Here is a 21,036-nt window from a genome sequence, read left to right as displayed (position 1 = left end):
CACATCGCCTCACCCCCCACTCACCACTCCGCCACCCGGTAATCCTTCAGGAACACCCCGGACAAAGGCGCCCCCGCCTCCCCCCGCACGATCGGGTCGTACACCCGAGCCGCCCCGTCCACGATGTCCAACGGCGTACGAAACCCCGCCCCCGCCATCCGCTCCTTCTTGGGAGCGGGGTTCTCATCAGTGATCCACCCGGTGTCCACAGCACACATGTGCACACCCTGCTCGGCCAGTTCAGCGGCACTGGTCCGCGTGAGCATGTTCAGCGCGGCCTTGGCCATGTTCGTGTGCGGATGACCGGCCGTCTTGTTGCGGACGGCGAAGCGACCCTCGACGGCCGTCACGTTGACGACATACCGGCGTGGGTGGGGCGAGGCGAGCAGCAGCGGCAGCAGCCGGTCGCAGAGCAGGGCGGGGGCGAGCGCGTTGACCAACTGGGTCTCCAGGACCTCGGCGGGGTCCAACTCACCCAGCCGGGCGGACCACGAGTTGTCCGGGGACGGATCGGGCAGCAGCCCGGCCTCGTCGGCCTCGTGAAGCAGCACGGGCAGCGAGGTACCGCCCTCCAGCGCCCGCATCGGCGTGAACCCGGGCGCCTGCCGGGCGCCTTCGGGCAACTCGGCGTACTCCCCCGCGGCCAGCACGGCGTACGACTCGACGGGCCGCCGCACCGTCTGCGCCGCGTTGTTCACCAGGATGTCGAGCGGCTCACCCTCCTGCCTCAACTGCTCGCACAGACCGAGGACTTGGCGCGGATCCCGCAGATCCACGGCCAGCACGGTCAGCCGGTCCAGCCACTTCTCACTGCCCGCCTCGGCACGGAACCGGCGCACGGTGTCGTGCGGAAACCGGCTGGTGACCAGGAGTTCGACGCCGTCGCGCAGCATCATCAGGGCCAACTGAAAGCCGATCTTGACCCTGCCGCCGGTGAGCAGGGCACGGCGACCGCTCAGGTCGGTGCCGAGCGCCCGCCGGGCGGTGTTGTCGGCGGCGCAGTCCGGACACAGGCGGTGGTAGAAGGAGTCGACCTGTCGATAGGGCGTCTTGCAGACGTAGCACGCTCGCGGCTTCGCGAAGACGCCCCGCTCGCCGGGCCGGTCCAAGGGCGCGTCCTCCCGCCGGTCGACCGCGCCCGTCGCCGTCGCGGCCATCGCGGCCGCATCGGCCGAGGTCACCTCGGCGCCGCGCGTCTTGCGCCTGCGCAACCGCCCGTCGCGCGCGAAGGACGCCGCGACCTGCTCGGCCCGCAGTCTCACCGGGTCGTCGACGGGCAGTGCCCGCAACTTCCCGACCGTACGGTGGAAAGCCGCCAGTTCCTCCTCGGTGATCCCGTCGCCGTCGGCCATGTGTCCCCGCCCCGCGTGTTGCCGATGTTCCCGGTGGGCCCGGCCGGATTCGAACCGGCGTATCCGCCCTGAGAAGGCGGTGAGTCTGCCTCTGCTCTACAGGCCCCCGCGTGATCCGGCCGACCGGATTCGAACCGGCGTGTTCGCCTGAGCAAGGCGGTGCGCCTGCCTCTGCGCTACGCCCGGACGCGCCCACGGATCCTAACCGCACGCCCTTCGGGCCGCCGCATCGATTTACGGCGTCCTCTCGCGGTGCAACGGTGGGGCAAGGGGGTGAACACCATGGCCCAGACCCATGAATGGATGTTCTACGAGGTCATGTGGCGCAGCTGGGCGGGACGGGCGCAGGTCCCGTATCCCGTGCCCTGGTGGGCTCAGCAGGCCTTCCGGCGGTGGAGCGACGACTTCGACGCGGGGACGTACGACTCCAAGGAGGCGGCCTTCGCGTCCAACGCCCTGTACCGCTACTGGAGCATGGTCGGCGTCAAGGACCACCGCCAGGAGTCCCTGATCGGGCAGGCGGGCGAGATCGAACCGGTCTACGACAAGTACTGTCTCTCCTTCTTCCTCCACGACCCGGCGACCGGTGCGCTCCGACTGCCTCAACTGCCCGACTCGGGAAGCGTCGAACAGCGTATGGAGGCACCGCATCTGCCGGTCGTGCTGACGACGTTCCGTACGCCGGAAGACGTCGAGTTCACGCAGCGGACCCTCGCCACGACCACGGGTGTGCGACAACGCGATCTGGTTCTCACCCGGGTGTCGGTGAGCAGTCCGACCGGGCAGCCACGGGACGGTCTGCTGTGCGCGGCGCTCATGCCGGCCGGGCCGAGCGGATTCCAGCGGCACGACCGCGACGGCCACCGGATCACCGACCGCCGTCTGACGTTCCTGCGCCATCTGCCGAACGAGCAGCGCGTGGAGACCAACTCGGGCTGGGGCCCGGCCTTCGACACCGCGCCCCACCAGTTCGGGGTGTACGGCAATCCGGACTTCTCCTCGGACCCGGACTCCTACCTCTCGCACAGCGCGTTCCGCGACCTGGTGACGGGCGGGAAGCTGAACGGCGCGGTGGAGGCTCAGGACCAGGTCGCCGGCCTGTGCAGCGCCGTGTTCGCCTGGCAGTTCCGGGTGACGGGTGACGAGGTCTTCGAGATCGACGTACGCCTGCCCGTCGATCAGTTCAGCGGGGCGGCCGACCTGGCGGAGCTGCGCGCGACCCCGGCGGCCGAACTGGAATCCGCCAACCGCGACTTCTGGACGGCGAAGCTCCTCGGCCAGGGCCTGCAACCCCAACTCCCGCGCCCGGTTGGCCATCTGACCGATCTCTTCCGGCAGGCGCGTTCGCAGCTGCTGATCCTCTCCGACCAGGGCGAGATCCATCCGGGCCCGACGGTGTACGACTCGTTCTGGATCCGCGACTCGTCGGTGGAGGCGACGGCGTGCTCGCTGGTCGGTGACGCGGCCCTGGCGGAAACGCAGTTGGGCACGCACTATCCGCTGAAGTTCAACCAGGGCCAGGGACGCATCGGGCCCTGCGCCGAGTACGGCTTCTACGGCGGCCCGCACGAGAGGGACGACCGCGAGTGGGACAGCAACGGGCAGGCGCTGTGGGCGATCGGCCGCTTCGACCGTACGAGCGGTCCCGCCGCGGCGTTCGGGGCGAAGCTGTACGTGCCGTACGTCCGCGACGCCGCCCGCTGGATCCGCGACAACCGGGACGGTGTCGGCCTGTTGCACCAGGGCTGGAGTGCGGAGCACCTCGGCGAACGCGACAAGCGGCACTTCTGGGACGACTTCTGGGCGCTGGCCGGACTGTACGAGGCGGCTCGCCTCGCGGAACGGATCGGCGCACCCGAAGTACCCGAACTCTGGGCGGCCTTCGACGACTTGAAGCGGGCCACGGGTGACGGGATCCGCTGGGTGCTGGGTGAGCAGCGCTCGCGCGGGGCGTGGGAGACGTACATCCCGACCGGGCCCGACGACGTCGGACGGCTCGACTCGACGCTGATCGGCGGGGCGGCGTACTTCCATCCGCTGCGCCTGCACATGGGCAACAAGCTGGGCGACGACGTGGACCGCGCGGCACGCTTCACGCTCGACACGATGTACGCGCACTTCGTGACCGGCGGCTACCGTCATGAGGCGGCCTGGAACGCGTACGGGCCCTATCTGACCATGCAGTTGGCGCACGCGTATCTGCTGGCCGGTGATCCGGCGCGGATGGACGAGCTGCTCGGCTGGGTGGTCGGCGCGGGTTTCCCGGAGACGGCGGGACGGGCGGCGGCGCTGGGCGCGTGGAACGAGCAGCACGCCTTCCCCGTAGCCTCGGACTTCGCCGAAGTCCCCTCCCGGCACTGGTACATGGGCGACATCCCGCACGGCTGGGCGGCGGCCGAGTATCTGCTGCTGATCCGCGACATCCTCTTCTTCGAGGCCGACGAGGACCGCGATCCGCACATTTACATCGCGCCCGGGATACGCCCGCACTGGGTGCCCGCGGGCGAACGCGTGGCGGTGGACGCGGCGCCCACGATCTTCGGGGAGCCGTTCGGGTACCGGCTCAGCCATGATCCGGAGCAGCGGACGGTGACCGTGGACATCACGCAGGCGCCGGAGCGGGTGCGGTTCGTCTATCCGTGCCGGTTCGGCGCGGTGCGGTCGGCGTCCGCGGACGGACGGGAGCTGCCGGTGGCGGGGAACGACGTACAAGCTCCGGCCGGGACCTGGCAGTTGACGGTGTCGTACGACTGAGGGACCTGCCGAGGCACCCGGTCAGTTCTGGTCCGTGCGCCGGAGGCTGAGCCGTTCCTTCTCGGAGAGGCCGCCCCAGACTCCGAAGCGCTCGTCGTTGTTCAGGGCGTACTCGAGGCAGGCGGAGCGCATCGCGCACATACCGCAGATGCGCTTCGCCTCGCGGACCGAACTGCCCGGCTCGGGAAAGAAGAACTCGGCCCCGGTCTGCGCGCACAGCGCCTGGTCCTGCCAGGCGATGTCGGGCGGGGTGATGGTGTCGGTGTGCATGGCGAAGATCGTGCCGCCGGACGAAAAACGTTCGATCAATGACTCATCAACGCCGCGTCAATCCGGTGCCCACAGGCGCCACGACATCCGTGATGATGGCCCGGCGGGGACAGGGCCCGCACGGCGGCGCGCGGCACGGTCGCCGAGTTTTCCCGGCGACCGCGCCCGCCACGCCCGCCCCCAAGTCCTGGGGCCGGCCGTCAGCCCGGCTGCGGCGCGCTCTTGATCACCGCGAAGCGTGCCCCGTACGGGTCGGCGAGTTTGGCCATACGGCCCACGCCCTCCACATCGGTGGCTGCCATGCGGACCTTGCCGCCCAGTTCCTGGGCCTTGGCGACCGTGGCGTCGGTGTCCTCGACCTCGAAGTACGGCAGCCAGTACGCGCCTGTCTCGACCTCGATCGGATCGTCGGCCAGCGGGACGACGCCGCCGAACATGTCCTCTTCCTGGGCGCCCGCCGGGTTGATACAGGTGTACGTGCCACCGGGGAACGGCTGGGCGGAGGTCTCCCAGCCGAACACCGAGTTGTAGAAGGCGGCCGACAAGGCGATGTCCAGGGTGTAGAGCTCGACCCAGCACAGCGAGCCGGGGTCCCCGGCCACGTCGATGCCCTTGAGCTGGTCGGGCTGCCAGATGCCGAAGGGCACCCCCGCCTCGTCGGCGAGGATCGCCATGCGGCCCTCGGTCATCACGTCCATGGGCTGCATCAGCACCGAGCCCTTGGCCTGCTCGGTCGACTTGGCCGTGGCATCCGCGTCGGGGGTCTGGAAATAGACGGTCCAGGAGGGCGGGCCCTGATCCGGAGTGGTCTGCATACCGCCCGCGGCGGACTTTCCGGCGAGCTGGAAGAAGCCGTAGCCGCCGGATTCGGACCCCGCTGACTGGAACTGCCAGCCGAAGAGCCCTCCGTAGAAGGTGGTGGCGCCGTCGATGTCGGGTGTGCCGAGATCGACCCAGTTCGGAGCGCCGGTGACAAAACGGGTGGTGAGCATGGTGCCCTCCTTTGAGGGGTCCCGTTGCCTGCACCGCCGAGTCTTCCACCGCCCACTGACAATCGCTGGCGGAGCCGCCACCTAGAATTCCCGGATGTTCTCTCGGCGCCGGGCACAGAAGCGACAGGAGCTCCGTCTCACCCTCGCCGAGCGGCTCAGGTCGCCCGACCCCGCGGTCCGCGAGAAGGCCTCCGCCGACGTCGCCCAGACGCGTGACCTGGAGTGGGCGCTGCGCGAACTGGCCCAGGCACTCGATCACGAACCGTCACTGGACGCCTTCGTGGCGGCGACCGGAGCGTTCTCCGACGCCCTGTGCCGTGATGAAGCACTCCGGGGGCGCGCGGTGCGGGTCTTCGCGCGGAACCTGGACGATCCCGACGGCGTCCTGCGCGAGTGGACGGCTCTGGTCGCGGAGCTGGGCGGAGCCCCTGCGCTGCAGGTGATCGACGCGGACCTCCGGCACGACGCCCGGCTGCGCCTTGAGGCCCTGCGGAAGCAGGGCTGGACACCGGAGGGACTGCCCGGGGTCCAGCCGGGAACGTTTCTATTCGAACTGCAATTCGGTATCGCCGTCTCGGCCGTCCATGCCGCCGTACGCCGCGGGGAGCCGCTCTCCGAGGAGCACGCGCAGCACACCCGCGTGGAAGCGCGAGCCGTCTTCAAGAAGGCGCTGCCGCATCCTCGGGGCAGCACGGAAAGCGCCGAACAGCTCATGCCGCTCGCCGCGCTGCCCGACGAGGACTCCTGGTCGGACCGAGCCCGCACGGGTCTTCGCGTCGATGAAGCGCTCTCGCTCTGCGGGAGCGGCGAAGAGGACCTGGTGGCACTTGGCATGGAGGTGCTGGGCTGTCTGGTGACTCTGCACGACGGGATACGGCGGGATCCTGTACGCGAGACCCTGGACGATCTCGCCTCGCGGGACCAGGAGCCGTTCACGCTCGGCGAGATCCTGGACTGCTACAGCCTCATGCACGCGGAGCTCCCGCTGACCGACCCGCCGTTGGAGCTCTTCCTGGACAAAGTCCGGCACTCCGCCGCCCAGGTCCGCAGCTCCGCGGCCCTCGGGCTCTCGCATCTCGCCCCGGGACACCCCGAGGAGACCTCGGCGGTGGACGCTCTGGTCCGCCTGCTGGACGAGGACGTGGACGACGAGGTGCGGCATTGTGCCGCCGGGGCGCTGCGCCGCGGCGAGTACAGCGGCCCGGACAATGCGACCGCGGCGTCCTCCGCCCTGGCCCGCCACGCCGACTCGGCCGTCCCCGCCATTCGCGCCGAGAGCCTGGCCGACCGGCTCGGCCAAGGCGCACCGGACGCGTTCCCCGGACTGCTGACCGAACTCGAACTTCCCGACCCGCACTGGCGGTTCATGCCCGTCGTCATTCTCGCCGCCACGCGGCAGCGGCCTTCGGACTCCCCGATGCCACGCCCTGTCCGCACTGCTCTGATCAAACGCGTCGTCCACTTGCAGAAGACCGGCTGGGCCGACCGGCACGCCGACCCCGTCTACCCCGACGCCCAGGACCGGGCGGAGCTGTTGGAGGATGCGTTGACGAACCTTCGCGCCTAGGTCGTGTCCGACGGATCGCGCCGGAGGCGCGGAGGCGCGGAGGCGCGGAGGCGCGGAGGCGCGGAGGCGCGGAGGCGCGGAGGCGCGGAGGCGCGTGACACCGGCCGCTCCGCGGCGGGCGCCCGCTGCTTCCCTCCGGCCTGATCCGCCGGACAGACCCCGGGACCTGTTCAGACGCGGGGTGTGCGGCACCAATCGACGGCGCCGCTACGCCGAGACGCGTCGCACCAACGTCGTCGGCAGCACCACGCTGGACGGCGCGCCTCCCAGACCTGCCTCGCCGCCCCGGCGGTCGAGGCCCCGCAGCAGCAGCCTGGCCATCAACCGGCCCATTTCCTCTATGTCCTGACGGACCGTCGTCAGAGGCGGGTCCGTCTGTTCGGCGACCGGCAGCATGTCGTCGAAGCCGATCACGGCGACGTCCTCGGGCACCCGCCGCCCCTGTTCGCGCAGGACGCGCAGGGCGCCGGAGGCCGCCAGGTCGTTCGCGACGAACACCGCGTCGATGTCGGGGCGGCGCTCCAGGAGCTCCCGCATCGCGCGCTCGCCGCCCGCGGGTGTGAAGTCGCCCTCGGCGATGAGACCGGGGTCGCCGTCGACCATGACGTCCCGGAACCCGTCGAGCCGGTCGACCGCCGACGTCTGGTCGAGGGCGCCGGTGATGTGCGCGATGCGCGTACGCCCGAGCGCGACGAGATGACGTACGGCCTCTCGGGCGCCGCCCCGGTTGTCGGAGTCGACATAGACCGCCGACACGGCGTTGCGGGGGCCGTCGCCCCAGCCGGGCCGCCCGCCGAAGACGGTGGGCACGCCCGCGCCGTGGATCAGGCCGGGCAGTGGGTCGTCGAGGTGCAGCGAGAACACGAGTGCGCCGTCGACATGGCCGCCGGCGAGATAGCGGCCGACGCGTGCGTGGTCGTCGCGGCCCTCTGTGAGCAGCAGCACGAGTTGTGAGTCGTGCGCCGTCAATTCCTTGCTGATGCCGCGGAGTTGGAGTGCGAAGAAGGGGTCCGCGAAGACCCTGGTCTCCGGTTCGGCGACGACGACGGCAACAGCGTCGTGGCGCCGGGTGACGAGACTGCGGGCGGCCTGGTTGGGGACGTAACCCAGTTCCTCGACGGCCCGCCTGACACGCTCGACGAGCGGTTCGCGCACCCCGTCGCCCCCGTTCACGACGCGCGACACGGTGGCCCGGGAGACCCCGGCCCGCGCGGCCACGGCCTCCAAAGTGGGGCGCGACGCTGTCTCGGTCACCTCTGGGCTCCTCATCGGCGGTTGCGGATCAGGATAGCCGCGCCGCCGCCCAGGCGTGAGAGCGCTCTCGGATCACGGAGGTCCGGTTCGGCAGCGCCCGAAGGGGCGCGGGGCCGTGACATGTATGCGGCTCCGCCGCGTGGGCGCGACCAGCCACGACGGACCCGCAGACGACACACCGCCCCTCCAGCGGAGCGCTCAGTGCTCGTGCGGCTCGTACCCCGGAATCGTCCCGTCCGCCTTCTTCACCAGGAACAGCCCCACCATCCCCATGTCGGAGTGGCTCTGCACGTGGCAGTGGTACATCCAGGCCCCCGCTCCGACCCCCTCCCCCGCGATCACCTGGAAGCCGAATGAATCGGCGGGCCCGACGATCTTGTTGTCGATGACCTGGCTCGGGTCGTCGGGGCCGGTCAGCAACCCCGTGCGGTTGTCGGCCCAGCGATGACCGTGCATGTGGAACGTGTGGTAGTACTCGCCGTGAGTGATCATCACGATCTCCACGCGATCGCCCACCGTGGCCTCGAAGTTGGGGCCCGAGTGGGCAGGCTTGTTGTTGATCAGCATGTCGTTGAAGACGATGGTGAAGGTCGCATCGGGCAGGATGTCGCCCTTGCGGCGGACGATCACCGGGCCGTAGAGGCCCTTGCGGATGCCGCCCGTGCCGTGCTCGGTGCCGACGACGTGGTCGTGGTAGTGCCAGTACCCCGCGCTGCCCGCGCGCCAGGTGCCGTCGGCGCGGCGGCCGGGCGCATGGGTGCGCCAGGTGTAGGTGCGGGTCCCGCCCGGTTCGACGTCACTCCTGTTCAACTTCGTTCCGTCGCTGGAGATCTCGTAGTCGAGACCGTGGACGTGCAGGCTCGCCGCCACGTCCATGGTGTTCTCGAACTCGATGTGCAGCGTGTCGCCCTCGTTGAGCTCGATCAACGGGCCGGGGATCGACGCCTTGCCCTTCTCGAGCCCGTAGCCCATCTGCCCGTCGGCGAGTTTCTCGGCGTACAGCTTGATGTGCCGGACCTCCCCGCCGGCCGGCGCGGTCCGCACCGTGCCACCGGCGCTCACCGCCTGCGTGGCCGACGACAACGATGTCGCACCGGTCGCGATCGCCGCCCCGCCCAGCAGCATCCGCCGATTGAAGCCGCGTCTGTCCATGCCGAACTCCCCACGCTGGTACGGAATTTACGGAGATGAACCTGTGAGACCGTAGTCGCGCCGCCCCCGTTTATCCACACCCAGGACAAAGTTCGTTCCATCCCGGTCATACCTATTGGCGAGCCACGAAAAGAGGTCTAGCTTCCTTTGCGCTGTCTGTGACCGACGAGGAGTGGATGACCACATGCGGCTCACATCGCATCAAACACCGTCAGTTTTACGAGAGTCGAGCGCGAGAAGACGCAGAAGGCACCGCCGCGCCTGGGCAGCCGCCCTGGCCGCCGGAGCTGTCACCGCCGGGGCGCTCTCGGCGCCGTCCGCAAGTGCGCGCCCCGCCCCCGATCCGGCTCTGACAACGATGTCCATCACGTCGCCACCGGGCGGCGCCAACGCAAGGGTGCTGGTCTTCTACGGCTCCGCGGCCGCCGGGGACGAGTCACCGGTCGTCAACGCCGGGATCGAGGCGATCGAGAAGATCGGTCTGTCGGGTCCGGCCGCACAGCAGTTCACGGTCGAGGCGACGGACGACGCGTCGGTCTTCACCAACGAGACGAAGCTGGGCCGGCTCAACGCCATCGTCTTCGTGACGGGTGGCGGGGACGTCCTCGATCCGGAGCAGGAGGCCGGCCTCGAGGCCTACATGGAGGCGGGCGGCGGTTTCGTCGGCATCCATGACGCGGCCCGCGCCGAGCCGTACTCGGACTGGTTCACCGGACTCGTCGGCGCCCGTCCGGCGAGCACCAGCCCGACAACCGTGCAGCGGGCGACCGTTGAGGTGGGTGACCGGCAGCACCCCGCGAGCAAGGATCTGCCGGTCCAGTGGAAGCGTCCCGACCAGTGGCTCAACTGGGTGAAGAACCCCTCGGGCGACGTGCACACGGTGGCGCGGGTGCGCGAGTCGACGTATCAGCCGGGCGCGAGCAAGAACGGCTGGGACCACCCGGTGAGCTGGTGCCGCGACTACGACGGCGGCCGCTCCTTCTACACCGGCATGGGCGGCACGGCCTCCTCGTACGACGAGACCGACTTCCGTACGCATCTGCGCGGCGCCCTGCTCTGGACGACCCGCCTCGCCCAGGCCGACTGCAAGGCGACGATCAACGCCAACTACAAGGCGGAGCGCCTGACCCAGCCCAACCAGCCGGGCCAGAACGACCAGATCGGCGAGCCGCACGGCCTGGTCACCGCGCCCGACGGACGGGTGCTCTACATCGGCCGCGGCGGAGCGGACTCCTCCCAGCCCGTGATCACCGACTGGAACAACCCGGATATCGGCAAGGGCAGGGGCGAGATCCACGTCTACGACCCGAAGACCAAGAAGGTCACCCTGGCCGGAGCGCTCACCGTGTTCGGCAACAAGGGCGGCGGCGATGAACTGGTCAAGGTCGAGGAGGGATTGCTCGGCATCGAGATCGACCCGGCCTTCGAGCGGAACGGCTGGGTGTATCTGCACTACACACCCCACTCCCAGATCAACCGCGATACGCGGATGGCCGAGCGCCGGGTCTCCCGCTTCACGCTCGATCCCGCCACCGAGAAGCTGGACCTGAGCAGCGAGAAGGTGCTCCTCAAGTGGCCGGTGCAGATCCACAGTTGCTGCCACGCGGGCGGCGGGATGGCCTGGGACTCCAAGGGCAACCTGTACATCGCCACGGGTGACAACAACTCCAGCGGCTTCAGCGACGGCTACTCCGGCAACAACCCCCAGCCCAACTACAAGGGTGTCTCGTTCGCGGACGCGCGCCGTACCGCGGGCAACACCAACAACCTCAACGGCAAGATCCTGCGCATCCACCCGGAGGCCGACGGCACGTACACGCTGCCGGCGGGCAACCTCTTCACGGGCGAGGAGCCCGACGAGGGCGGCGGCAAGACGCGCGGCGAGATCTATGTGATGGGCGTCAGGAACCCCGCCCGCATCTCCGTCGACAAGACCACCGACACGCTGTACGCCGGCTGGGTCGGCCCCGACGCGGGCGCGCCGTCGACGACCTGGGGCCCGGCCAAGTACGACACCTTCGCCGTCATCACCAAGGCGGGCAACCGGGGTTGGCCGTACTGCATGGGCAACAACCAGCCCTACCGGGACCGCAATCTGCCGGACCCGACCAAGCCACTGGGCTGGTACGACTGCGCCCACCCGAAGAACGAGTCCCCGAACAACGACGGTCTCGTCAACCTCCCGCCGGTCACCGGCAACAGCATCTGGTACTCGCCCCAGGGCGGTGCCCCGGACTATCCGCGCGACGTGAACGGCATCCCCTCGTACAAGCAGGAGGAGGCCACGTACCTGCTGCCGTGGCTGAAGGGCGGCGGTCAGGCGGCGATGAACGGGCCGGTCTACCGGTACGACTCCTCGGTCGCGGGCGACGCGAAATGGCCCGCCTACTGGGACGGCAAGTGGTTCGTCGGTGACTTCTACGACTCCGACCAGCCGCGCAACGCCGTGATCACCGACCCGAAGACGGCCGGCGACGGCGGCCTCCCGATCCACTCGGAGTCCCTGAAGAAGATCGTGCCCATCGGCAACGACGGCATCAAGAACCTCATGGACTGGAAGTTCGGACCGGACGGCGCGCTCTATGTCCTCGACTACGGGCGCGGCTTCTTCACCTCGGACGCCAAGTCGGCGCTGTGGAAGGTGACTTACACGGGCGGTGGACCGACTCCGGCCGCCGACCGGCTCGCCAGGAAGGCGGAGTGATGCGCGTACGAAGGCGAAGAACAGGACGTCTGTGGACGGCCCTGCTGGCGTCCCTGCTGATGGTGCTCGGGCTGACGTCGACGTCGGCGTTCGGGCGTACGGAGGACGCTCCCTCGGGCGCCGCCGCCGCACAGACGCTCACCTGGACGGCGGGCGACGACATCACCAAGTACATGTCCGCGCCGACGACGGCCGTGGCGGGGCCGACCACGATCGTCTTCGAGAACAGCGTGGCGACCGGCAACACGACCGGCATGCCGCACACCCTGACGTTCGTGACCTCCGACCCCGAGTTCAACAACGACGTCGAACTCAACATCCTGGCCAACCCGTTCGACGACCAGGGCGGCCTGCACACCGCCGAGGTCACCCTCACGCCCGGCCGCTACTTCTACCACTGCACGATTCCGGGCCACGGACAGATGCAGGGCATCCTCGTGGTCACCGAGGGCACTGGCGAGGACACCACGGCGCCCGAGACCTCGGCCGCCGTGAGCGGTACGCAGAACTCGGCGGGCGCGTACGTCGGTTCGGCGACGGTGACGCTGAGCGCCTCCGATGCCGGATCGGGCGTCGAGCGGATCGAGTACGCCGTCGGTGACACGGGGGCCTGGCAGCCGTACACCACGCCTGTCGTGATCGACCAGGTCGGCTCCCACAAGATCCGCTATCGGGCGGTCGACAAGGCGGGCAACACGGCTGCCGAGAAGGCTGCGGAGTTCAACGTGGTCGCCCTGCCGACGGACGACACGACCGCGCCCGAGACCTCGGCGACCGTGACCGGGGAGAAGAACGATCAGGGCGAGTACCTGTCGATGGCGACCGTCACCGTCTCCGCCTCCGACACCGGTTCGGGCGTCAACACCATCGAGTACGCGGTCGACTCCGGTGCCTGGCAGCCGTACACGGCTCCCGTGATGGTGCACTCGCTCGGCGCACACCAGGTGCGTTACCGCGCGACCGACAAGGCGGGCAACACGGCCGCCGAGAAGAGCGTCGCCTTCACGGTCGTGGAACCGCCCGTCTCCGACACGACGCCGCCGGTGACCGGGGTGACCGTCGACGGGACGAAGAACTCCGACGGCGCGTACGTGAACAGCGCCGTGGTGACCGTGAGCGCGACCGACGAGGGCGGCTCGGGGGTCTCCGCGATCGAGTACTCCCTCGACGCCGGGCCCTATCTGGCGTACACCGCACCGGTGTTGGTCGACCGCGTCGGCGCGCACACGGTGGCGTACCGGGCGAGGGACAAGGCGGGCAACACCTCCGATCCACGCACCGTGAGCTTCACGGTCGCACCGGGCGGCGGGGTTCCGGCACCCAACTGCCCTGAGTTCGACGAGCGGTTGACGGTGATCGTCGGCACGGTCGACTCGGGTGTGCCGAACCGGGTGACCAACAACCGTTGCCGGATCAACGAGTTGATCGAGGACGAGAAGGAGTGGACCTCCCACGCGCTGTTCCTCAAGCATGTGAAGACCGTCCTCGACAAGCTCCTCAAGGAAGGCGTCATCGATCAGCGGGAGTACAACACGGTCAACAGGGCGGCCAAGCAGTCCGGTATCGGCAAGCCGGGCCAGACCGACGGCTACAGCAAGATCTTCGACGGCTCGCAGGAGTCCTTCGCCAAGTGGGCGCAGGTGGGCGGCGGTTCGTTCGGGCTGAACGCGGACGGGTCGATCACCTCCGGCACATCGGTGGGCGGCCTCGGCATGCTGTGGTTCCCGCAGCGCAAGTACGGAGACTTCTCGCTGAAGCTTCAGTGGCGTGACGACGCTCCGGGCACCGGCAACGCCAACTCCGGTGTGTTCGTGCGGTTCCCGTGGGTCCACGACCACCCTGAGGAGTCGCGCCCCGAGTGGGTCGCCATCAAGTACGGGCACGAGGTGCAGGTGCTCGACCGGCCCGACGGCGACATGTACAAGACGGGTTCGGTCTACGGCTTCGACCGGGTGGGCCTGGCCGGTGCGGGCGTCACCCAGAAGGGCACCTGGAACGACTACGAGATCCGTGTGGTCGACCAGCACTACTCGGTGTACCGCAACGGTGTGCTGATCAACGAGTTCGACAACATCGGCGGCCAGGACTTCTACCCGCCGCGCTCGGACGACCCGGGCACGGACGGACGGCGGTTCGCCTCCGGCTATGTCGGGCTCCAGGTGCACGGCACCACGGATGTGGTCTCGTACCGGGACATCCGGATCAAGGAGTTGTAGCCGACGCTCTGCGCGGGGAGGCTCCGGATCGTCCCGGAGCCTCCCCGTTCAGGCTGCTAGCTCTCCTCGTGCTTGGCCCTGCTCGGCTGCACCCGCTTGGGCTCGCCCGGCATCTTGGGGTACTCGGGCGGGTACGGCAGGTCGCCCAGGCCGTGGTCGTGCTCGTCGCGGTTGGCGAGGTCCAGCAGGGCTTCCAGGGAGAAGGCGTGGTCGTCCATGTCGGCGTGCACGTCGCCGAGTTCGGCGAAGCGCGCGGGCATGGTCGCGAGGTCGAAGTCGCGGGGCACGGCGTCGTCCACCTCGTCCCAGCGCAGGGGCGCGGAGACGGGGGCGTGCGGACGGGGGCGTACCGAATAGGCGGAGGCAATGGTGCGGTCGCGGGCGGTCTGGTTGTAGTCGACGAAGATCCGCTCACCGCGCTCCTCCTTCCACCACTTGATGGTCACGCGGTCGGGCATCCGGCGTTCCAGTTCGCGCCCGACGGCGATGGCGGCCCGGCGCACCTGTGTGAACGTCCAGCGCGGCTCGATCGGCACGAAGACGTGCAGGCCCCGGCCGCCGGAGGTCTTCGGCCAGCCGCGCAGCCCGCCGAACTCGTCGAGGACGGCGCGCAGTTCATGGGCGGCGTGGACGGCGTCGGCATAGTCCGTGCCGGGCTGCGGGTCGAGGTCGATGCGGAGTTCGTCGGGGTGGTCGACGTCATCGCGGCGTACCGGCCACGGATGGAAGGTGAGCGTGCCGAACTGGGCCGCCCACAGGACCGCGGCGGGCTCGGTGGGGCACATCTCGTCGGCGCTGCGGCCGCTGGGGAAGGTGATGTGGGCGGTCGGGATCCAGTCGGGCATGTTCTTGGGCGCCCGCTTCTGGAAGAAGGACTCGCCCGCGACGCCGTCCGGGTACCTCTCCAGGGTGGTGGGGCGGTTGCGCAGCGCGCGGAGGATGCCGTCACCGACAGCCAGGTAGTACTGGGCGAGGTCCAGCTTCGTGAAGCCGCGCTCCGGGAAGAAGACCTTGCCCGGGCTGGACAGACGTACCGTCCTCCCGGCTGCTTCCAGTTCCACCGCTTCGCCCATGCGAGACACGGTAGGCCTACGGTGGTTGCGCCGCACACCGGGCGGACGGCTCCGGAACCGCGCAGAATCGGAGCATGGACCTGCCGGTGATGCCACCCGTGAAGCCGATGCTCGCCAAGTCCGTGGCGAAGATTCCGCCGGACATGCACTACGAGGCGAAGTGGGACGGCTTCCGGGCGATCGTGTTCCGGGACGGCGACGAGGTCGAGCTCGGCAGTCGTACCGGGAAGACGCTGACCAGGTACTTTCCCGAACTGGTCGAGGCGCTGCGGGAGCGGCTGCCGGCGCGCTGTGTGATGGACGGGGAGATCGTGATCGCCAGGGACGGGCGGCTCGACTTCGACGCGCTCACGGAACGGATCCACCCGGCGGACTCCCGGGTGCGCACGCTGGCCGAGCGGACGCCCGCCTCCTTCGTGGCCTTCGACCTGCTGGCCCTGGCCGACAACTCGCTGCTCGACGTCGAGCTGGGCGACCGACGCGCCTTGCTGGTGATGGCGCTGTCCGGCGTCACCGCTCCGGTCCACGTCGCGCCGGCGACCACGGACATCGACGTGGCGCGCCGGTGGTTCGAGCAGTTCGAGGGCGCGGGCCTGGACGGTGTGATCGCCAAGCCGCTCAATCTGCTCTACCGGCAGGACGAGCGCGCCATGTTCAAGATCAAGCACGAGCGGACGGCGGATGTCGTCGTCGCCGGCTACCGCTTCCACAAGAGCGGGCCGATCGTCGGCTCCCTGCTGCTGGGTCTGTACGACGACAAGGGCACCCTGCAGCACGTGGGGGTGAGCGCCGCGTTCCCGATGAAGCGGCGCGCGGAGCTGGTGGAGGAACTGGAGCCGCTGCGACTCCAGGACGTCGGGGAGCATCCCTGGGCCGCCTGGGCGGACGAGTCGGCGCACGAGACGGCGCGGCTGCCGGGCGCGCCCAGCCGCTGGTCGTCGAAGAAGGACCTCTCCTGGGTGCCGCTGCGGCCCGAGCGGGTGGCCGAGGTGGCGTACGACCACATGGAGAACGGCGTGCGGTTCCGCCACACGGCCCGCTTCCGCCGCTGGCGCCCCGACCGCACCGCCGAGAGCTGCACGTACAGCCAGCTGGAGGAGCCGGTGGGCTACGACCTCGCGGAGATCTTCGGCCCGCAGGACTGACCAAGCCGATCAGCCCACCGTCCCGCCCTCCCCCGAACCCCCTCCGATGCATCCCGCTGAGCCGAACGGCTCACTTGGCGCGCGCAATCACAACCGAACGGGTATGGCCACCGATGAACCTATAAGCGCACAATCGATGACACGGGACAGGGTGGCACGGTGGGCATGCGACAGATGGCGCGGATGCGGCGCGGCGCGATGACGGCGGCACTGCTGGCCGCCGCGATGACGGGCTCCCTGATGACCGGCTGCACTTCGGGCGGCGACGCGATCGACGACGGGCGCGGGAACAACCAGATCCCCGGCCCGAGCCAGGAGACCGAGGAGGGGCGGACGCAGAGCCCCATCCCTCCCGCGAGCGCCGGTTCGGTGCTCGCCGTGAAGATCGACAACGTGCGTGCGGCCCGCCCCCAGACCGGCCTGGAAGCGGCGGACATCGTGTACGCGGAGCAGGTCGAGGGCGGTCTGAGCCGGCTGATGGCGGTCTACGCGAGCAAGCTGCCGAAGGTCGTCGGCCCGGTGCGCAGCGCCCGCGAGTCCGACCTCGAACTGCTGCGCCAGTTCGACGAGCCGACGCTCGCCTTCTCGGGCGCCCAGCACAAGCTGCTGCCGCTGATCAACAAGGCGCCACTGAACGCGCACCCGCCCGGGAAGGCGTCCGGAAACGCCTACTACCGGGGCACAGGCAAGTCCGCCCCGCACAATCTCTACCTGCGCCCCCAGCGGCTGGCGGCATCCTCACCGGGCTCCGCCGCCCTCACCACCGGGTTCCACTTCGGTACGGCGCCCGCGGGCGGCAGCCCGGAGACCTCACGCACGGTGCGCTTCCCCGCGGCCCGCTTCACCTTCACCTGGTCCGAGAGCCGGCAGCGCTGGCTGGTGGCCATGGACGGGACCCCGACGGTGACGACGGACGGGAACACGGTGGCTCCCGCGACGGTCGTCGTGCAGTACGTGAAGGTCCGCAAGTCCAAGTACCACGACGTCCTCGGCAGCAACTCGCCGTACACGGAGACGGTGGGCTCGGGGACCGCGAAGGTGCTGCGCGACGGCCGCGTCTTCGATGTGGACTGGGCGCGTCCCAGCGCCACGGACGGTACGGAGTTCACGACGGCGGACGGAGCGCCGATGAACTTCGCCAAGGGCCAGGTGTGGGTGGTCTTCGCGAAGGCGTGACCCCGAAGATCGAGCGCCATGGCACGCGGCTAGCGCTGGGTGACGAGCGGCTCCGCCGGATTGCGGAGCCCCTCCGCCGCGTCCGAGACGCGCCGGATGAGGTCGAAGAACAGGGCCTGCTCGTCGGTGGAGAGCGGGGCCAGGAAGACCTGGTTCATCCGTGCCGTGCGGACGGTCAGCTTGCGGTGCGTGCGCGTCCCCTCGTCCGTGAGGCGCAGCAGGAAGCGGCGGCCGTCCTGCGGGTCGCGCACCTTGTCGAGCAGGCCGCGGCGCCCGAGCCGGCTGATGACCTCGGCGATGGTGGACCGGTCCAGGCCCACCCGCTCCCCCACCGTGCGCTGGTCCATGCCCGGCTCCGCGACGAGCGCGTTCAGCACCGCGAACTGCGGCGAGGTGATCTCCTCGGAGACCATCGTGTTCCACAGCAGGTAGTGCGCCTGCTGCAGTCGCCGGGCCAGGTGCCCGGGGTGGGTGGAGAGGTCCACCGCGGCCATGTGCGCTCCTCGGCTCGGCCCGTGCGGCGCCACGTATGCGCCACTCGTACGGATCAAATTCGTTGGTGTACTGAACGATACCCGGCCGCACCACCGCCTGTCTCGCCCCATTCCAAGACTCTCACCTGCACATTCCCCGGAGGTCTTGACTGAAGTGGGCCGGGGTGGCAGCGTGTTTGAAACCTCGAAGAAATAATCAGTGCCCTGACTAACTGGGGCGCTGGACGCTCGGGAGAGATGGGGCTTCTCGGATGGACAAGGTGGTCGCCACAGCCGCGGAGGCGGTGGCCGATGTGCCGGACGGCGCGACACTCGCGGTCGGCGGTTTCGGCCTCAGCGGCGTGCCGAACGTGCTGATCCAGGCCCTGTACGAGCGCGGTGTCACCGGGCTCGGGGTGGTCTCCAACAACTGCGGGGCGATGGAGTCCGGCCTCGCGGTACTGCTCGCGGCCGGGCGGATCGCCCGCGTGACGGGGTCGTACATCGGCGCGAACAAGGAGTTCGCCCGCCAGTACCTGTCCGGGGAGCTGGAGGTCGAGATGATCCCGCAGGGCACCCTCGCCGAGCGGCTGCGCGCCGGTGGCGCCGGGATTCCCGCGTTCTACACCCCGGCCGGGGTCGGCACCCAGGTCGCGGACGGCGGACTGCCCTGGCGCTACGACGGTGAGGGCGGCGTCGCGCTCGCCTCACCGCCCAAGGAGGTGCGGGAGTTCGACGGCACGGAGTACGTGCTGGAGCACGGCATCCGCACCGACTTCGCCCTCGTGCGGGCCGCCAAGGGCGACCGGCACGGGAACCTGGTCTTCAACAAGTCCACCCGGAACTTCAACCCCCTGGCCGCGATGGCCGGGCGGCTGACGATCGCCGAGGTGGAGGAACTCGTCGAGCCCGGGGAGATCGACCCGGACGCGGTGCACCTGCCCGGCATCTTCGTGCAGCGTGTCGTCGCTCTCACTCCCGAGCAGGCGAACGCCAAGATGATCGAGCAGCGGACGGTCTCGGCGCCCGCGGCCAACGGAACGGTGAGCAGCTGATGGCCTGGACACGCGAACAGATGGCCGCCCGCGCCGCGCGCGAGCTCGAGGACGGCCAGTACGTGAACCTCGGCATCGGCCTGCCCACGCTGATCCCGAACTATCTGCCGGACGGCGTCGAGGTGATCCTTGAGTCGGAGAACGGCATCCTCGGCACCGGCCCGTACCCCACCGAGGACCAGGTCGACCCCGACCTGATCAACGCCGGCAAGGAGACCGTCACGGTCCTGCCCGGCGCCTCCTACTTCGACTCCTCGCTGTCCTTCGGGATGATCCGCGGCGGCCACATCGACGTCGCCGTGCTCGGCGCCATGCAGGTCTCCGCGAGCGGCGACCTCGCCAACTGGGCCATCCCCGGCAAGATGATCACCGGGATCGGCGGGGCGATGGACCTCGTGCACGGCGCCCGCACCGTCATCGTCGTCATGACGCACACCGCCAAGGACGGCTCCCCGAAGATCCTGGAGGAGTGCGCGCTGCCGCTCACCGGGAAAGCGTGCGTGAACCGGGTCATCACCGATCTCGGCGTTCTCGACGTGACGGACGAGGGCCTGGTCCTGGTGGAGACCGCGCCCGGGGTCGACATCGGAGAGATCGTCGCCAAGACCGCCGCCAAGGTGCGCACCCCGGAGGAGACCTCATGAGGGACGTCTACATCGTCGACGCGGTCCGCACACCGTTCGGCAAGTACAACGGTGCGCTCGCGTCCGTCCGCCCGGACGACCTGGCCGCCCACGCCATCCGTGAACTCCTCGCCCGCACACCGGACTTGGACCCCTCCCGGATCGAGGACGTCTACTTCGGCAACGCCAACGGCGCCGGCGAGGAGAACCGCAACGTCGGACGTATGGCCGCGCTCCTCGCGGGCCTGCCCACCTCCGTGCCGGGCGTGACCGTCAACCGGCTGTGCGCCTCCGGGCTCGAAGCCGTCATCCAGGCCGCGCGGGCCATCGCTCTCGGCGACGCCTCCATCGCCCTGGCCGGCGGTGTCGAGTCGATGACCCGCGCCCCCTACGTCCTCCCCAAGAGCGACAGGCCTTTCCCTGCCGGGCACACCGAGCTGTACTCCACCACGCTCGGCTGGCGCATGGTCAACCCGAAGATGGACCCCCAGTGGACCATCCCGCTCGGCGAGTCGGCCGAACTCATCGCCGACAAGCACAAGATCACGCGCGAGCAGCAGGACGAGTTCGCCCTCGCCAGCCACCGCAAGGCGGCCCGGGCCCAGGCGGACGGCCTCTTCGACGGCGAGCTCGCCCCGGTCTCCATCCCTCAGCGCAAGGGCGAGCCGCTCGTCTTCGGCGCCGACGAATGCGTACGCGAGGACGCCTCCCTCGCGGCGATGGCCAGGCTCAAGCCGTCCTTCCGCACCGAGAACGGCACGGTGACGGCGGGCAACGCCTCCCCGCTGAACGACGGCGCGGCGGCCCTGCTCCTCGTCGACGAGGAGGGGCTCGAAGCCACCGGCCGCGAGCCGCTGGCCCGCGTCTCGGCGACCGGCGTCTCCGCGATCGAGCCGCACTACTTCGGGCTGGCCCCGGTGGAGGCCGTCAACCGCGCACTCTTCAAGGCGGGCAAGACATTTGACGACCTGTCAACCCTGGAGCTGAACGAGGCCTTCGCCGCGCAGGTCCTCGGCTGCGTGGCCGAGTGGCCCGAGTTCGACCCGGCCGTCCTCAATCCCCAGGGCGGCGCAATCGCCCTCGGACACCCCCTCGGCGCCTCCGGAGCCCGCCTCGCCGGAACCGTCGCCCACCAACTCGCCCGCAAGGGCAGTGGAGTTGGTGTCGCCACCCTCTGCATCGGCGTGGGCCAGGGCCTCGCCCTCGTCCTCGAACGATAGGAAGTCGACC

General features: G+C 69.8%; 16 protein-coding genes and 2 tRNA genes. 9 read left to right on the top strand and 9 right to left on the bottom strand.

Translation table 11 applies throughout. From position 1 onward, the window contains the following. Positions 1 to 20 precede the first annotated feature (20 nt). The 3 genes from OG219_RS40485 to OG219_RS40475 all read right to left on the bottom strand — a co-directional run bounded on the left by OG219_RS40485 (position 21) and on the right by OG219_RS40475 (position 1,538). The gene (locus OG219_RS40485; protein ID WP_266835300.1) at positions 21 to 1,352 is read right to left on the bottom strand and encodes an SDR family NAD(P)-dependent oxidoreductase; all 1,332 of its coding nucleotides are present in this window, start codon (positions 1,350 to 1,352) and stop codon (positions 21 to 23) included. A 34-nt stretch (positions 1,353 to 1,386) separates the two neighbouring features. Beyond that, positions 1,387 to 1,458 (bottom strand) — tRNA-Glu (locus OG219_RS40480). A gap of 8 nt (positions 1,459 to 1,466) precedes the next feature. Next, positions 1,467 to 1,538: transfer RNA gene (locus OG219_RS40475), tRNA-Ser, on the bottom strand. Positions 1,539 to 1,634: 96 nt separating this feature from the next. Between OG219_RS40475 and OG219_RS40470 the strand changes: the two genes are divergently transcribed. Beyond that, positions 1,635 to 4,106, top strand: coding sequence for a hypothetical protein (locus tag OG219_RS40470; RefSeq protein WP_266835298.1), 2,472 nt, complete (start codon positions 1,635 to 1,637; stop codon positions 4,104 to 4,106). Positions 4,107 to 4,127: 21 nt separating this feature from the next. Here OG219_RS40470 and OG219_RS40465 read toward each other — a convergent pair whose 3' ends face one another. Both OG219_RS40465 and OG219_RS40460 read right to left on the bottom strand, forming a co-directional pair. Continuing rightward, complete coding sequence (locus OG219_RS40465; protein WP_266835296.1) at positions 4,128 to 4,376, bottom strand: WhiB family transcriptional regulator; 249 nt, start codon at positions 4,374 to 4,376, stop codon at positions 4,128 to 4,130. 200 nt (positions 4,377 to 4,576) lie between these two features. Continuing rightward, positions 4,577 to 5,368, bottom strand: coding sequence for a VOC family protein (locus OG219_RS40460; RefSeq protein WP_266835294.1), 792 nt, complete (start codon positions 5,366 to 5,368; stop codon positions 4,577 to 4,579). A gap of 94 nt (positions 5,369 to 5,462) precedes the next feature. Between OG219_RS40460 and OG219_RS40455 the strand changes: the two genes are divergently transcribed. Beyond that, positions 5,463 to 6,935, top strand: a complete 1,473-nt coding sequence (locus OG219_RS40455; protein WP_266835292.1) for a hypothetical protein — start codon at positions 5,463 to 5,465, stop codon at positions 6,933 to 6,935. Positions 6,936 to 7,142: 207 nt separating this feature from the next. Here OG219_RS40455 and OG219_RS40450 read toward each other — a convergent pair whose 3' ends face one another. Together OG219_RS40450 and OG219_RS40445 are read right to left on the bottom strand one after the other, a co-directional pair. Beyond that, on the bottom strand, positions 7,143 to 8,189 hold the full coding sequence (locus OG219_RS40450) for a LacI family DNA-binding transcriptional regulator (protein ID WP_266835290.1): 1,047 nt from the start codon (positions 8,187 to 8,189) through the stop codon (positions 7,143 to 7,145). A 198-nt stretch (positions 8,190 to 8,387) separates the two neighbouring features. Next, positions 8,388 to 9,341 carry a multicopper oxidase domain-containing protein gene (locus OG219_RS40445; RefSeq protein ID WP_266835288.1) on the bottom strand — a complete coding sequence of 318 codons (954 nt, stop codon included), beginning with the start codon at positions 9,339 to 9,341 and terminating at the stop codon, positions 8,388 to 8,390. A gap of 274 nt (positions 9,342 to 9,615) precedes the next feature. Here OG219_RS40445 and OG219_RS40440 point away from each other — a divergent pair, with 274 nt between their 5' ends. Continuing rightward, the gene (locus OG219_RS40440; protein WP_266836398.1) at positions 9,616 to 12,045 is read left to right on the top strand and encodes a ThuA domain-containing protein; all 2,430 of its coding nucleotides are present in this window, start codon (positions 9,616 to 9,618) and stop codon (positions 12,043 to 12,045) included. After that, positions 12,045 to 14,261 (top strand): family 16 glycoside hydrolase, encoded by a 2,217-nt coding sequence (locus OG219_RS40435; protein WP_266835286.1) that lies wholly within the window; start codon positions 12,045 to 12,047, stop codon positions 14,259 to 14,261. Before OG219_RS40440 ends, OG219_RS40435 begins: the two co-directional genes overlap by 1 nt. Before the next feature lie 56 nt (positions 14,262 to 14,317). Here OG219_RS40435 and ligD read toward each other — a convergent pair whose 3' ends face one another. Next, positions 14,318 to 15,334, bottom strand: a complete 1,017-nt coding sequence (gene ligD, locus OG219_RS40430) for a non-homologous end-joining DNA ligase (RefSeq protein ID WP_266835284.1) — start codon at positions 15,332 to 15,334, stop codon at positions 14,318 to 14,320. 74 nt (positions 15,335 to 15,408) lie between these two features. On the opposite strand from ligD, the gene OG219_RS40425 reads away from it, so the two are divergent. Together OG219_RS40425 and OG219_RS40420 are read left to right on the top strand one after the other, a co-directional pair. After that, positions 15,409 to 16,479: an ATP-dependent DNA ligase gene (locus OG219_RS40425; RefSeq protein ID WP_266835282.1), complete on the top strand. Its 1,071-nt coding sequence runs from the start codon at positions 15,409 to 15,411 to the stop codon at positions 16,477 to 16,479. A gap of 165 nt (positions 16,480 to 16,644) precedes the next feature. Further along, positions 16,645 to 17,655, top strand: a complete 1,011-nt coding sequence (locus tag OG219_RS40420) for a DUF3048 domain-containing protein (protein WP_266835280.1) — start codon at positions 16,645 to 16,647, stop codon at positions 17,653 to 17,655. 29 nt (positions 17,656 to 17,684) lie between these two features. Here OG219_RS40420 and OG219_RS40415 read toward each other — a convergent pair whose 3' ends face one another. Continuing rightward, positions 17,685 to 18,149 (bottom strand): MarR family winged helix-turn-helix transcriptional regulator, encoded by a 465-nt coding sequence (locus OG219_RS40415; protein WP_266472977.1) that lies wholly within the window; start codon positions 18,147 to 18,149, stop codon positions 17,685 to 17,687. Between the two features lie 251 nt (positions 18,150 to 18,400). Between OG219_RS40415 and OG219_RS40410 the strand changes: the two genes are divergently transcribed. Genes OG219_RS40410 through OG219_RS40400 form a run of 3 tightly spaced genes read left to right on the top strand, consistent with a single transcriptional unit; the run spans position 18,401 to position 21,026 of the window. Then, positions 18,401 to 19,183, top strand: a complete 783-nt coding sequence (locus OG219_RS40410) for a CoA transferase subunit A (protein WP_266835278.1) — start codon at positions 18,401 to 18,403, stop codon at positions 19,181 to 19,183. Then, positions 19,183 to 19,827, top strand: coding sequence for a CoA transferase subunit B (locus OG219_RS40405; RefSeq protein ID WP_266835276.1), 645 nt, complete (start codon positions 19,183 to 19,185; stop codon positions 19,825 to 19,827). The genes OG219_RS40410 and OG219_RS40405 overlap by 1 nt, the downstream gene beginning before the upstream one ends. Then, positions 19,824 to 21,026: a thiolase family protein gene (locus OG219_RS40400; protein WP_266835274.1), complete on the top strand. Its 1,203-nt coding sequence runs from the start codon at positions 19,824 to 19,826 to the stop codon at positions 21,024 to 21,026. The genes OG219_RS40405 and OG219_RS40400 overlap by 4 nt, the downstream gene beginning before the upstream one ends. The last annotated feature ends 10 nt before the right edge of the window (positions 21,027 to 21,036 follow it).

The organism is Streptomyces sp. NBC_00038, from assembly GCF_026343635.1.
In the GTDB taxonomy this organism is placed as follows: Bacteria; Actinomycetota; Actinomycetes; order Streptomycetales; family Streptomycetaceae; genus Streptomyces.
The sequence above is the reverse complement of the archived record's forward strand: the minus strand, read 5'-3'. Positions and strand labels throughout refer to the sequence as shown.